Source organism: Arthrobacter sp. Y3222053, from assembly GCF_059092805.1.
In genome coordinates this window covers 1-13202 of record NZ_JBNHIA010000011.1, presented here as the reverse complement: position 1 = coordinate 13202, position 13202 = coordinate 1, and the positions used below count along the sequence as shown (strand labels likewise).

Sequence of the window (13202 nt, the reverse complement as noted above, 5' to 3'; positions counted from 1 at the left end):
CCGGTTTCCCGGCGGCCCTGCCTCAGGCCACTATGTGACGGTGGCTGTGCCTAGCGCGCGGCGGACGCCACCAGCTCGGTCACGCTCGGCACCGCGGCGCGGGCTGCTGCGGCCGCAGCTTCATCCTGGAGGGCAGCGGCGGCGTCCTGCGCCTCGCTGCGGGTGCGGTACGCCTGCACCTCGGCGTCGCGGCGCGGCTGGTCCCAGCCCAGCGCCTCGGCAGCCAGGTCGGCAATCTCCTCGACGGCGTCCAGGCCGTGGTTCGGGGCTTCCCAGACCAGCCGGGTGCGGACATCGAACAGGTCCTCCAGGTGCAGGGCCCCCTCGTGGGTGCAGCCGTGCACGATCTCCGCGCGCAGGTACGCCGGGGCGCCCTGCAGCGGGGCGGCCAGCTCCGGCCGCTCCTCGACCAGCTCGAGGACCTCGCTGATGGCCGATCCGTAGCGGTCCAGCATGCGCATCACCTGCTGCTCGTCCCAGCCGTACTTGGCGCCCAGCGCGGCGGCCTGGCGGGTCAGCGGCAGGTAGCCGTCGGCGCCCAGCAGCGGGGTCTTGGCGGTGACGGAGGGCAGCTCCTTGGCGCGTGCGCCGAGGGCCAGGTCCACGGCGTCCTCCGCCATTACCCGGTAGGTGGTCAGCTTGCCGCCGGCGATGGCGATCAGGCCGGGCACCACCTCGGTGACGGTGTGCTCGCGGGAGATCTTGGTGGACTGCTCGTCGCCCTTGGTGCCCGGCTGCAGCAGCGGGCGCAGGCCGGCGAAGGTGCCGATCACGTCGTCGCGGGTCAGCGGCTTCTCCAGCACCACGTTCGCGTGCTCGATCACGTAGTCGATGTCCGCGCTGGTGGCGACCGGCGTCGACAGGTCCTGATGGTACGGGGTGTCGGTGGTGCCGATGATCCAGTACCGCTCCCACGGGATCACGAACAGCACGGACTTCTCGGTCTGCAGGATCAGGCCGGTCTCGCCGGAGATCCGCTCCCGCGGGACGACGATGTGGATGCCCTTGGACGCCAGCACCTTCAGGCCGCCGTCGGCCTTGGCCAGGTCCTGGGTGGTTTCGGTCCAGACGCCGGTGGCGGTGATCACGGACTTGGCGCGCACCAGGCGCTCCTCGCCGGTCTCCAGGTCACGCACGACGGCGCCGATCACGCGGCCGCTCTCATCCTTGGGGAACTCGACAGCGCGGGTCCGGCTGGCGGCCAGCGCGCCCAGACGCACGGCGGTGCGGACGATGGTGAGCACCAGGCGGGCGTCGTCGACCTTGCCGTCCCAGTACTTGATGGCGCCGACCATGGTGTCCGGCTTGATGTCCGGGAAGGCCTCCTTGACGCCCTTCAGTCCGAGGTGGCGCTGGATGGGCATGGTGGCGTTCTTGGCACCGACGTGGGCCATGGTGTCGTAGAGGCCGATGCCGGCCGCGACGTAGGGGCGCTCCCAGCCGCGGTGGGTGATCGGGTAGAGGAAGGGCACCGGCTTGACCAGGTGCGGGGCCAGGGAGTCGAGCAGCAGCTCACGCTCGCGCAGCGCCTCGGCGACCAGCTTGAAGTCCAGCTGCTGCAGGTAGCGCAGCCCGCCGTGGACCAGCTTGGAGGACCACTGCGAGGTGCCGCCGGCCCAGTCCTGGGCCTCGACGATGCCGGTGCGCAGGCCGCGGGAGACCGCGTCCAGGGCGATGCCGGCGCCGGTGACGCCGCCGCCGACGACGAGGACATCGAGTTCGGGGCCGTCGGCCATTTCGTTCAGGGCCGCGGTGCGGGTGGCCGCGGTAAGCAGGCTGGAGGTCACGGTGAAACCTTTCAGAGGGGATGGGACGACTTCGTCCCGGCAGTGCTGTTCGAAGGACTCTAGGCCCCGCTTGGGAGTACGATCAAAGGGATTGAACGAACGTGCACGGAAAGGACGGCTGCCATGCACGAAGACGCCCGGCTGTACCGCGCGGCGGAGCTCTACTACATGCAGGGCGCGACCATGGACGCGGTCGCGGAGCGCTTTGCGGTCTCCCGGTCCACGGTGTCACGCATGCTGCAGGCGGCCCGGGACCGGGGCATTGTGCGCATCACCCTGGCCGCGCCGGTGGACACGGGCAATGAACTGGTCCGGGCGCTGCGGAAGGCCTTCGGCGTCACCACCTACCTGGCGGCCGTCTCGCCCACCGCGACGCCGGCGCAGCGGCTGGAGGCGGCCGCCCGGCACGCCGCGGTGCTGATCGGGGACTGGTTCGGCGACGGGATGACGATGGGCGTGGCCTGGGGCACGACGACGTCGGCCGTGGCCTCCTATGTGCAGCCCAAGCCCACCCGCGACGCGATGGTGGTGCAGATGAACGGGGCGGTCAGCGCGCGGGATCCGGAGACCGGCCGGGCGCCCGGGTTGCTGCCGCAGATGGCCGCGTCCTTTGACGCCGCGCTGATCGAGTTTCCCACCCCGGCGTTCTTCGACGACGAGCAGACCCGGGAGCTGATGTGGCGCGAATCCACGGTGCGCCGGGTCCTCGCAGTCCGCGCCGAGGCGGACCTGGCCGTCTTCAGCGTGGGCGCCTTCGAGGGCCCCTCGCCGTCGGAGGTCTACAGCGGCGGTTACCTCACCGAGGACGCGTTCCGGGAGTTCGCCGCGCACCGGGTGGTGGGCGATGTGTGCACCGTGTTCCTGCGGGAGGACGGCACCTACGCCGATATCGGCCTGAACCGGCGGGCCTCCGGGCCCACGCCCCAGGAACTGCGCCGGATTCCTCGGCGGCTGTGCGTGGTGGCCGGAGACCACAAGGTGCCCGGTCTCATTGCCGCGCTGCGGGCCGGCGTGATCACCGACCTGGCGATCGACGACGGCACCGCCCGGACCCTGATGCGGCGGCTCTCCCGGCTGATGCCCGGAGCGTTCTAGCCGCCGGAGCGTTCCAGCCGCCGGGCCGGCGCCGCCGGAGGGGGATGGCGGCGGCGCCGGCCCGCTGGCGGAACGTCCTAATGGTTGGCCAGGCCGGCGGTCTCGCCGCCGTCGACCACGAATTCCGCGCCGGTGGAGAAGCTCGAATCGTCACCGGCCAGGAACACCACCATGTTGGAGACTTCCTGCGCCTCGCCCATCCGGTGCAGGGCGGCGTGGTTCATCGGGTTGTCCATGCCCTCGGTCATCGGGGTCCTGATCACGCCGGGGTGGATGGAGTTGACCCGGATCCCGTACTTGCCCAGGTCCAGGGCCACCGACTTGGTCAGGCCGCGCACGCCGTACTTGGTGGCGGTGTAGCCCGGCAGCTCCACGAAGCCCTGCAGCCCCGCGGTGGAGGAGATGTTGATGATCGAGCCGCCCTTGGACTCCTTCAGGGCGGGAATGGCCGCCTTGATGCCCAGGAACACGCCGGTCAGGTTGATGCTCACGATGGCGTTCCACTGATCGAGGGTGAAGTCCTCGATGTGGCCGAAGTTGGCGATGCCGGCGTTGTTGACCAACACGTCCAGCCCGCCGAACTCCTCGACGGCGGTGCGCACCGCCGCCTCCCAGTCCTCCGGGCGGGTGACGTCCAGGTGCACGTACCGGGCGCTGTCGCCGAGGTCCGCAGCGGTCTTCCGGCCGTCCTCGTCCAAAATGTCGCCGATGACGACGCGGGCGCCCTCCGCCACGAGGGCCCTGGCGTGCGAGGCGCCCATGCCCCGGGCGCCGCCGCTGATCAGGGCGACCTTGTTCTCCACGCGTCCCATGCTGTCTCCTTCTGTTGAACGGTTGCTTGTCTTCTTCAACAGCGGCCACAGCGGAAGATTCCGTCACGGCACCGGATGTGACCGGGAGAACGGCCCCGGGTGGCCGGAAGCACGAAAATGGTCCCTCCGACGGAGGTGCGCGCGGGCCGCCGGCGGTACGTTGGGCGTGGAAGCATCTGCTGCACTTCCCGGTGCACCAACCCGAAAGGCCCCTGTATGCGCCGCCTGTTCGCCGTCGCCCTCCTGACCGTGCTGGCCCTGCTGGGGGGAGCGCCGGCAGCGCTCGCCGAGACGCCCACCGACATCGTGGTGGAGGACACCGCGGGCGTGCTGGACCGGAACACGCTGGTGCCCGCCCTGGAGGAGATCGACTTCTACGAACCGACCAAGGTGGTTGTGTACACCCGCAACGGCAGCGCCTCCGACAACTTCAACGAGGAAGTCCTGGCCTACGCCCGGGCCGAGCATCCGGACTGGCTCAGCCCCGACGGTCAGAAGTGGGCCGACGGGCTCTACCTTTTCGCCTTCGACCCGGTCGGCCGGCAGGTGGGCACCTACATGGGCGAGGACCGCAAGGTCAGCCTGGAGCAGCGCGAGGACATCCAGGAATCCACCTACGACCTGCTGCGGGATGCGCAGTGGACCGACGCCGCGATTGCCGGCGTCGAACGCGGCGCGGAACTGATCAATCGTCCCTGGTACCGGAACCCGGCGTTCTACATCGCCGGAGGCGGCGTCCTGGCCGCGGGCGGCATCTCCGCCGGCGCCGTCGTGCTGGTGCGGAACAACCGGCAGAAGAAGAACCGGGAAAAGCTGCGCGAGGCCGAAGCCGCGTACGCCAGCGTGACCGCGGACCTGGATGCAACCGAACTGAACACCCACACCATCCCGGAGGATTCGCCCTACGGCGCCAAGGTCCTGGACCGGTACCGCAGCTTCAAAGAGCAGTACACGGAGGCCACGGAGCTGGGCAACCAGGCGCGGGCGTTCTCCGACAAGGAGCTGAAGACCACCCGGGCCACCAAGGTGATCGACCGCTACGCCGAGACCGCCGGTGAGCTCGACGCCGTGGACGACGTTATTGCCGACACCAACACCCTGCTGAACCGGGCACCGGGCTGGGAGGCCGCATGGGAGCGGCAGGCACTCCCGCTGCGCGAGGACCTGGAGGAACTCGACGAGGTGTTCGCGCAGGGGCTGGCCTCCGGCCCGACGGCGGATGCGCTGCGCCGGTTCCGCAGCCGTACCCAGGACCGGCCGGGGGAGTGGGCGCATGCCCTCGCCGAGGGGCGGATGAGCCCGGAGCAGGCGCTGGATGAACTGCGCCGCGCCCGGGAGGAACTCTCGGCGCTGCTGCAGGAGCACAGCGAGGCCGCGATGGAGGCCTATGCGAAGAACAAGACCGAGCTGGAGTCGATGCGCGGGGAAATGGAGAAGGCCCGCAGGCGCGGCACACGGTACCGGCGCGGTTACGGCATCCTCGACGCCGCGTACCCGTCCACCTGGTATTTCACCGCCCCCATGTATATCCAGAGCTACAGCGCCGGGGTCAGCAGCGTGGAGTCCGCGCGTTCGGCGGCCAGCTCCGGTTCCAGCACCGGATACGGTTCCAGCGGCGGCAGCTTCTCCGGCTCGGGCAGCTCCTCACGCTTCTGACGTGGGAGCCTCCTGACTGCCAGCGGTTCGGAGGCTCCGCGGCGGGCGCGCCGACGGGCACGGCGGGCGTGAAAAACTGGGAGTATGCTCCCCGCCGACACCGTCCAGCCCATCGTCCTGCTCGTTGACAAGGCGGAGCCGGCCGCGCATCACGACGCCGTGGCAGCTGCCGCGCTCGCATCCGTCCGGTCCTACGCGGACCGGGAGGACGACGCCGCGTGGGTCGGTTGGGTGGACGGGCGCTTCACCAAGACCGTCCGCCGCGCCGGGCCGAAGGCCTTCGCCAAGCTCGCCGCCGGCGCCCCCGGCGGGATCACCGCCGTCGGGCGGGCCCGCGCCGTCGCCTTTGAGCCGGTGACCTACGAGCAGATGCCGCGGGCGCTGCGTGCCCTGCAGGTTTCCGGAACCGAGCTGCCCCGAACCGAAGGCGGGCCCGCCGACGCGGGTGCCCCCGGAACCGTACCCGTGATCGTCCTGAACGCCGGCCTGAACATGTCCACCGGCAAGGCCTCCGCGCAGGGCGCGCACGCGCTGCTGGCCTGGTACCTCCAGGCGGCGGACCGCACCGCCGTCGCCGACGTCGGGGATTACACCGTTCCGGCGCTGCCCGCGATCCCGGCCTCGGTGCTCGTGCGTGAGCTGGCGGCGGAGGACTTCGCGGCGCTTGCGGACCGGCCCGGCAACGGCCCGCTGATCGTCGACGCCGGGTTGACCGAGATCGACCCCGGAACCGCCACCGCCTTCGTGCTCCCCGGAACACCGGTAGCTGCCTGACCTGCCGTGCGCCGCGTGCGGCACCGTGCCGTCTCCGGCATGCGGCGTTCGGACAGTCTTCACCCGCGATTCACCTTTCGGCCAACGAGGCTTTCCCTGGCTTGGGAAGGCTCGACGGTGAGGCTCCCGTGAGGGGAAGCCTCCCCGGACACCCCGGGGCACCGCACCCGAAAGGCATACCTTGGTCTCCACCCGTTCCCGCCGGCCGGTACCTCCAGCCGACGCTGCCCGCAGGCGCCGTTCCGGCACCGCCGCCGGCGCCCTGCTCCTCGGCGGACTGCTGGCCGCCTCCGCCGCCGTTCCCGCGCAGGGGGCCGTGCCGATGCGCTACGACATCCGGCCCGGCTCCGACGTGCTGATCAGCGAAATCGCCAACGGCGGCGCCGGCGCCACCACGCAGGCCAACCGCGACTCAACGAAGAACTTCATCGAAATCACCAACTACGGTGCCGCGCCGATGGACATCTCCGGCTGGAAGATCTACCGGTGCGGGCAGACCGGCGGCGGCTACGGGCCGCAGGCCGTGGTGCCCGCCGGCACCGTCCTGGCCCCCGGCGACCAATTCACCGCCGCCCGGGCCGGCTCCGGCTACGCCGCCGACGCGTTCTATGACACCAGCCTGCACGAGTTCGGCTTCGGCGCCTTCCTCGAGGACGGCAGCGGGCAGCGGGTGGACGCCGTCGGCTTCTACCACGCCGATGTCGCCACGGACTGCGCCGACGCCAACGGGAACTGGCTGCAGCGCGGGCTGCAGCACCGGCTCGACGAATCCCACCAGCGGGTGGCCAACACCGGGAACCTGGAACAGGACTGGGTGGTCGCCGCCCGGACGGTGGGCGCCCCGAACGCGGCCACCGGAACGGTGCGGGAAGTGGACAACGGACTGCGGATCACCGAATTCACCAACGGCGGCTCGGCCGGCACCGCGGAACAGTACGTCGAGATCACCAACCAGGGCGCCGAGCCGGTGGACATGGGCGGCTACCAGCTCTTCCGCTGCGGGGAGAACGGCACCCAGTACGTGCAGATCGGCTCCGTGGCCGCCGGATCGGTGGTGGCACCGGGCGACAGCTGGGTCTTCGCCCACGAGGCGTCCGCGCTCGCCGCGGAGGCCGACGCCACCTACGCCACCGGCCTGCACTTCCGTGATTTCGGGCTCATGCTCCTGACCGCGGACGAGCAAATCGTGGACCGGGTGGGCGCCTACGACAACCGCAACAGCGCCTGCACCGACGGCGCCCCGGTGGAGCCGAAACTGAACCCCTTCAACGACGAGGCCTACCAGCGGGTGGGCGACACCGGCAGCAACGACGCCGACTTCGCCGTCACCACCACCCGCACGCCCGGCAGCCACGACCCGGCCGCAGTGCCGACCACCGCCGCGCCCTCTCCGCACACCGGCCTGAAAATCAGCGAGATCACCGCCGCCGGCCCCGCCGGCAGCGCCGACGAATTCGTGGAGCTCGCCAACTACGGCACCGAACCCATCAACCTTTCGGGATTCTCCGCCTTCCGCTGCTACGGCAGCGGGCAGGCCGGCGTCGGGCCCAACGCCCAGGTCCCGGACCTGGGCAACGTCGTCCTTGCACCGGGCCAGACCTACCTGATGGCCGCCGCAGGCGCCCCGGCGGCCCTGCTGAACTCGGCGCAGGCCGTCTACACCGAGGGTCTCAACGAGACCGAGGGATACGGCATGTACATCACCGACGACACCGGCGCGCTGGTGGATGCGGTGGCCGTGTACGACGTGAACGTCGACCGCGATACTCCCTGCCGGCTCGGGGAGGAGGTGCGCAACTACACCCGCTTCGACGAGGGCGAGTCGGTGACCCGCGCCCGGCACACCGGGGACAATGAACTCGACTTCCAGATGGCCCCGCGCACCCCTGGCGTCCTGGCGGACACCCCCTACGTGGATCCGACCGTTCCGCTGCCGGGCGAGACGGACCCGGCGGCCGTGGACACGGACGCGGTCCCCGGCACCCCGGTGCTGGAGGTGGACGGGGGCACCGGAGACGGCGCCGATCTCGGCATCACCGTGGCCGACGCCGACGACGCGGCCCTGGAGCTGAGCACCCGGACCGCGCCGCTGCGTCCGGATGAGGACGTGGTGGTCCACGCCGGCGTCAGCCCCGACCCCGTTCCGGCCGGGCTCTCCGTCGACGGCGAGCGGGAGGTGACCGGCTCGGAGCGGCAGGAGCTGGACACCCGCGGCGAGGACGGCGGCTTCCCGTTCCAGCGCTTCGAGATCCCGGTGCCCGACGCCGCGGACCTGCCCGAGTTCACGTGGACGGGAACCGGCGAAGCACGCAACGAGGTGCAGCTGCTCGCCTGGACGGGAGCCGAATGGCGGCAGCTCGCCGCCGCCGTCCCGTCCGCCGACGGCGACCTGACGCTCTCCGCCGCCCTGCCGCCCGAGGCGGTGACCGACGGCGTCGGGCATGTGATGGTGATCGACGGGCCGCGCACTGCCGGCGGGCTGCTCGATGAGGTGGGCGTCGCCGACCAGGCCTTCGCCAACCCCGGCAGCTACGACTTCGCGGTCAACCATATGACCGACACCCAGTTCTACTCCGAGGGCTTCCGGGACGTCTTCCGACAGATGGCCACCTGGGTGATCGCCAATAAGGATGCCCGCAAGATCGCCTATAACTCGCTGACCGGCGACATCGTCGAGAACTGGATGAACGGAAACCACTCCGCGGAACGCGCCAACCGCGAGTACGCGGCGGCGCGGAGCATCGTGGGCCTGCTCAACGAGGCCGGCGTCCCCAACGGCGTGCTGCCCGGCAACCACGACAACATGTGGGGCTACAACAACGACAAGTACAACGAGTACTTCCCCGTGGAGATGTTCTCGGAGCAGCCCTGGTACGGGGAAGCCTGGGCCCCCGGGGACAACTCCGCGCACACCGATTTCTTCACGGCGCAGGGCGTCGAGTTCATGGTGATCAACCTGCCCTACCGCCCCTCCCTGGAGCAGATGGAGTGGGCGTCGGCGCAGGCACAGGCCCATCCCGGACACAACGTCATCCTGGCTACCCACTCGTACCTGCACACCAGCGGCGCCCGGGACAACGTGGAGCTGCGCTACGGCGCCACCGGCGACGCGATGTGGAACACCGTGGTGGCGCCGAACGACAACGTCTTCCTGGTCTTCGGCGGGCACTACCACGGCGTGGTTACCAGCTACGCCGACCCGGTGACCGGCGGGCAGGTGGACGCCACGGAAATCGCCGGCGACGGCGCCTACGCCATCACCAACGTCGGAGCGAGCGGGCGCACGGTGGTGGAAATGCTGGCTGACTACCAGGGCTACCGCTCCACCCAGGCCGCCGATCCCACGGTCACCCGGGCGGATCTGCTGGACCGGGATACCGGCTTCCAGCGCCTGCTCCAGTTCGACCTCGACGCCGGGCTGATGGCCGTGAACACCTACTCCCCGACCCTGGACTCGTTTGAGGCCTGGAAGTACGACGAACCCGGGTTCCGCGGTGCGGCCGCCCGCTACGACGCCGGAGACGACGAGTTCGTCGCCAAGGTCTCGCTGCGCCGGGACACCACGCTCGCCGCGTCCGGGTGGGCGGTGACCGGCCCGTCCACGGAAGCGGACGCCGCGTCCGTTCCGGCCGGGGCCGCACACCGGGTCGCCCTGCCGCGTACCGACGTCGGGCAGCTGGTCACGGTGCGGGCCGCCGACGCCGCGGGCAACACCTCCGCGGCGGTCACCGTGCTCCCCGCCGCAGGCGCTTCCCCCGGGGATCCGGGCAGTCCGACGCCGGGCGAACCGGCGGACCCGCAGCCATCGCCGGAGCCGTCCGACAATACCGGCGGGGGCGCAGGGGAGGACGGCGGCCCGGCCGCGCCCGACGGCGGGGGCGAGCCGTCCGGCGAAGCAACGGCCGACGTCGCGGATCTGTCCGTCCAGGGCGGCCTGGCCCACACCGGCGTCGGCGCCGGCATCCTGACCGCCGCTGCGGCGGCCCTGGCGCTGCTGGCCGCCGGATCGTTGATCCTGATCCGTCGCCGTCGGGCGGCGAACCGGCTTCCGTGACGCGTGCAGGTCCTGCTCGGCCGGCTAGAGGCGGAGCAGGGCCTGCACCGGAAGATGGTCGCTGGGCCAGCGTCCGTTGTGCCGGAACGGGTTGATTCCGGTGGACCGGGCGGGAATGCCGTCCGTGCCCAGGATCCAGTCGATGCGCCGGCCGCCGACTGCGGGCATCCGGTATCCCGGCGAGGTGCCGTACGCCGGAGTCAGCCGGTTTCCGGCTGACCGCCAGGTGTCCCGGAATGTTTCGGAGCCGACGAGGATGGAATACACCGGGGACGCCGCAGCGGAGGCGTTGAAGTCGCCCATCAGGATCATGGGCGTTCCGGCAAACCAGGTCCTGGCCTCGGCCATCAACCGCGCGCTGCGGACCCGCGCGTTCTCCGATTCATGGTCGAGGTGGGTGTTGGCGGCAACGAACTCCCGGCCGGTGGCGCGGTCGGCGAACCTGCCCCAAGTGACCACACGCGGAATCCGGTTGCCCCATGTCCTGGAGCCGATGACGCCGATGGCGTCGGAGAGCCAGAACTGGTTCCACGCCACCAGGCGCAGCCGAGCGCTGTCGTAAAAGATGCTGCAGTGCTCTCCGTGCCAGCCGCCTTCCCGGCCGTAACCGACCATCCGATAGGTTGCGGGCAGGGCGTCCGTGACGGCGGCCAGCTGGTGGAACTCCGCTTCCTGCACGCCCAACACCGTGGGCTGCTCCAGGCGGAGCAGCGCCTGCAGGGCGGGGATGCGTTCGGGCCAGTAGTCAGGCTGGCCCGGGCGTGCCTCGGAGCTTTCCATCCGGATGTTGAAGCTCATCGCGTGCACGTCCGGAGCGGCCGCCGGGCCGATCAGCTGCCCCGGCGGCCGCTGCCGGCCGACGGCGTGCCCGGGAGAGACGGTACTGAACGTTGCCGCCAGCGTGGCGGCGCCCAAGGCTCCCAGGACCGTCCTGCGGCCCGCTGTTCCCTGATGCTCCTGCTGGGTGAAGTTGTCCACGGCTGCTCCTCTTTTGCTCTCCGGGCCACCCCTGCGCATGGCATGCTGTCCCGTCGGCCGCAGCCGTCGACAGGGCACGTGCCCCGTGCAGGTAGGTTTCACGTATAAGACGCCGGCGAAGCAACCTGAACGGCGGGACGCGGGCGGGCCGCGGTGCAGCGGAGGCATACTGGAACCGGACGGAACACGCCGTCCGGCCCCCATAGCTCAGCTGGTCAGAGCAACCGACTTTTAATCGGTGGGTCGCAGGTTCGAACCCTGCTGGGGGCACCTGACTGAGCCGGGCGGGGGCGCGGAGGTCCGGCGCCGGGCACGCGGCCTGCCGCACAGCACCTGCACCGGCTTTATGAGGCGGTGCTCACACCGGGGTAGGGTGGGGAGGTTCCACCTCGTGAAAGGCCAGCATGAACGACCGCATTCTCCACCCCGGACTCCGTAACCTGCTGATGTCGGCTGACCAGGCCGCATCGCTGATCAAGCCCGGAATGACGGTGGCGATGAGCGGATTCACCGGCGCCGGGTACCCGAAGTCGGTGCCGCAGGCGCTCGCCGCGCAGATGGAGGCGGCCCACGCCCGCGGCGAGGAGTTCCGCATCAAGGTGCTGACCGGGGCGTCCACCGCGCCGGAACTGGACGGCGTGCTGGCCAAGGCCGGAGGCATGGAGCTGCGGCTGCCCTATCAGTCCGATCCCGAGATGCGCCGGCGGATCAACGACGGCGAACTTGAGTACCTCGACATCCATCTGGGCCACGTCGCCCAGCACACCTGGTTCGGGTTCTACGGACATATCGACCTGGCCGTCGTGGAGGTCGTGGGCATCAACGAGGACGGCAGCCTGATCCCGTCCTCCTCGGTCGGCAACAACAAGACCTGGCTGGAGCAGGCCGACAAGGTGATCCTTGAGGTCAACCTGCAGCAGTCCGAAGCCATGGACGGCATGCACGACGTCTACTACGGCACCGCCCTGCCGCCGCACCGCAAGCCGATCATGCTGACCGAACCCGATGACCGGATCGGCGAGCCGTATCTGCGCCTGGACCCGGAGAAGGTCGCCGCCGTCGTCGTCACCGACGCCCCCGACCGGCTGACGCCGTTCGCCGACCCGGACGAGGCCTCCAAGCAGATCGCGGCCAACCTGGTGGACTTCTTCGGGCACGAGATCAAAGCCGGCAGGCTGGGGGAGTCCCTGCTGCCGCTGCAGTCCGGCGTCGGGAACATCGCCAACGCCGTGCTGGCCGGGCTGGCCGACAGCGGCTACCGCGGCCTGACCGCCTTCACGGAGGTCATCCAGGACGGCATGCTGTACCTGATCCGTGACGGGGTGCTGGAGAAGGCCTCCGCCACCGCCCTCTCGCTCAGCCCGGCCGGCATCGAGGAATTCAACCGGAACATCGCCTTCTACCGGGAACGGATCATCCTGCGCCCGCAGGAGATCTCCAACCATCCCGAGCTGATCCGCCGGCTGGGCTGCATCGCCATGAACGGCATGATCGAGGCTGATCTCTACGGCAACGTCAACTCCACCCATGTGGCGGGCACGGCGATGATGAACGGCATCGGCGGCTCCGGCGACTTCGCCCGGAACGGTTTCCTCTCCACGTTCATGTCGCCCAGCACGGCCAAGGGCGGAAAGATCTCCGCCATCGTGCCCATGGTCTCGCATGTGGACCACACCGAGCACGACACGATGGTCGTCATCACCGAACGTGGGCTGGCGGATCTGCGCGGACTCTCGCCCAAGCAGCGGGCCCGCACGGTCATCGACAAGTGCGCCCACCCGGACTTCCAGCCCCTGCTGCAGGACTACTTTGACCGGGCCTGCCGGGAGAGTTTCGGCAAGCACACCCCGCACCTGCTGAACGAGGCGCTGTCCTTCCACCAGCGGTTCGTGGAGACCGGCGACAGCCGCCCGCAGGCAGCCTCGCTGTAGGCAACCCTGCGCGGACGGGGCCTAGCTGTAACTCTTACGGTCGTTGTGAACGCGTTCTATGGGTGAGCGTCCCTCGATCCCGGTATGGGGTCGGTGATAATTGTAGTGATGGAGC

At 70.3% G+C, this 13202-nt stretch carries 8 protein-coding genes and 1 tRNA gene; 6 read left to right on the top strand and 3 right to left on the bottom strand.

What is annotated here, in order from left to right:
• Positions 1–50 precede the first annotated feature (50 nt).
• Positions 51–1787, bottom strand: coding sequence for a glycerol-3-phosphate dehydrogenase/oxidase (locus AC5RUW_RS16530; RefSeq protein ID WP_494161682.1), 1737 nt, complete (start codon positions 1785–1787; stop codon positions 51–53).
• A 123-nt stretch (positions 1788–1910) separates the two neighbouring features.
• Here AC5RUW_RS16530 and AC5RUW_RS16525 point away from each other — a divergent pair, with 123 nt between their 5' ends.
• Entirely contained in the window at positions 1911–2882 is a 972-nt protein-coding gene (locus AC5RUW_RS16525) for a sugar-binding transcriptional regulator (RefSeq protein WP_494161681.1), read from the top strand.
• Positions 2883–2959: 77 nt separating this feature from the next.
• On the opposite strand, the gene AC5RUW_RS16520 is transcribed toward AC5RUW_RS16525, so the two are convergent.
• On the bottom strand, positions 2960–3694 hold the full coding sequence (locus tag AC5RUW_RS16520; RefSeq protein WP_494161680.1) for a glucose 1-dehydrogenase: 735 nt from the start codon (positions 3692–3694) through the stop codon (positions 2960–2962).
• Between the two features lie 216 nt (positions 3695–3910).
• On the opposite strand from AC5RUW_RS16520, the gene AC5RUW_RS16515 reads away from it, so the two are divergent.
• From AC5RUW_RS16515 to AC5RUW_RS16505, 3 genes are all read left to right on the top strand, one after another.
• Positions 3911–5350 (top strand): DUF5129 domain-containing protein, encoded by a 1440-nt coding sequence (locus tag AC5RUW_RS16515; RefSeq protein WP_494161679.1) that lies wholly within the window; start codon positions 3911–3913, stop codon positions 5348–5350.
• A gap of 84 nt (positions 5351–5434) precedes the next feature.
• Positions 5435–6124 (top strand): peptidyl-tRNA hydrolase, encoded by a 690-nt coding sequence (locus AC5RUW_RS16510; RefSeq protein ID WP_494161678.1) that lies wholly within the window; start codon positions 5435–5437, stop codon positions 6122–6124.
• A 181-nt stretch (positions 6125–6305) separates the two neighbouring features.
• A complete protein-coding gene (locus AC5RUW_RS16505) occupies positions 6306–10178 on the top strand; it encodes a lamin tail domain-containing metallophosphoesterase family protein (RefSeq protein ID WP_494161677.1) in 3873 nt (1290 codons plus the stop codon).
• A 24-nt stretch (positions 10179–10202) separates the two neighbouring features.
• Here AC5RUW_RS16505 and AC5RUW_RS16500 read toward each other — a convergent pair whose 3' ends face one another.
• A complete protein-coding gene (locus AC5RUW_RS16500; protein WP_494161676.1) occupies positions 10203–11156 on the bottom strand; it encodes an endonuclease/exonuclease/phosphatase family protein in 954 nt (317 codons plus the stop codon).
• A gap of 196 nt (positions 11157–11352) precedes the next feature.
• Between AC5RUW_RS16500 and AC5RUW_RS16495 the strand changes: the two genes are divergently transcribed.
• Both AC5RUW_RS16495 and scpC read left to right on the top strand, forming a co-directional pair.
• Positions 11353–11426: transfer RNA gene (locus AC5RUW_RS16495), tRNA-Lys, on the top strand.
• Positions 11427–11560: 134 nt separating this feature from the next.
• Positions 11561–13087: a succinyl-CoA:acetate CoA-transferase ScpC gene (gene scpC, locus AC5RUW_RS16490; RefSeq protein ID WP_494161675.1), complete on the top strand. Its 1527-nt coding sequence runs from the start codon at positions 11561–11563 to the stop codon at positions 13085–13087.
• The last annotated feature ends 115 nt before the right edge of the window (positions 13088–13202 follow it).

Bases quoted from the DNA above. Each gene is read 5' to 3' on its own strand.
- AC5RUW_RS16525 (WP_494161681.1), top strand. From the start codon at position 1,911: ATGCACGAAGACGCCCGGCTGTACCGCGCGGCGGAGCTCTACTACATG.
- AC5RUW_RS16520 (WP_494161680.1), bottom strand. From the start codon at position 3,694: ATGGGACGCGTGGAGAACAAGGTCGCCCTGATCAGCGGCGGCGCCCGG.
- AC5RUW_RS16515 (WP_494161679.1), top strand. From the start codon at position 3,911: ATGCGCCGCCTGTTCGCCGTCGCCCTCCTGACCGTGCTGGCCCTGCTG.
- AC5RUW_RS16510 (WP_494161678.1), top strand. From the start codon at position 5,435: ATGCTCCCCGCCGACACCGTCCAGCCCATCGTCCTGCTCGTTGACAAG.
- scpC (WP_494161675.1), top strand. From the start codon at position 11,561: ATGAACGACCGCATTCTCCACCCCGGACTCCGTAACCTGCTGATGTCG.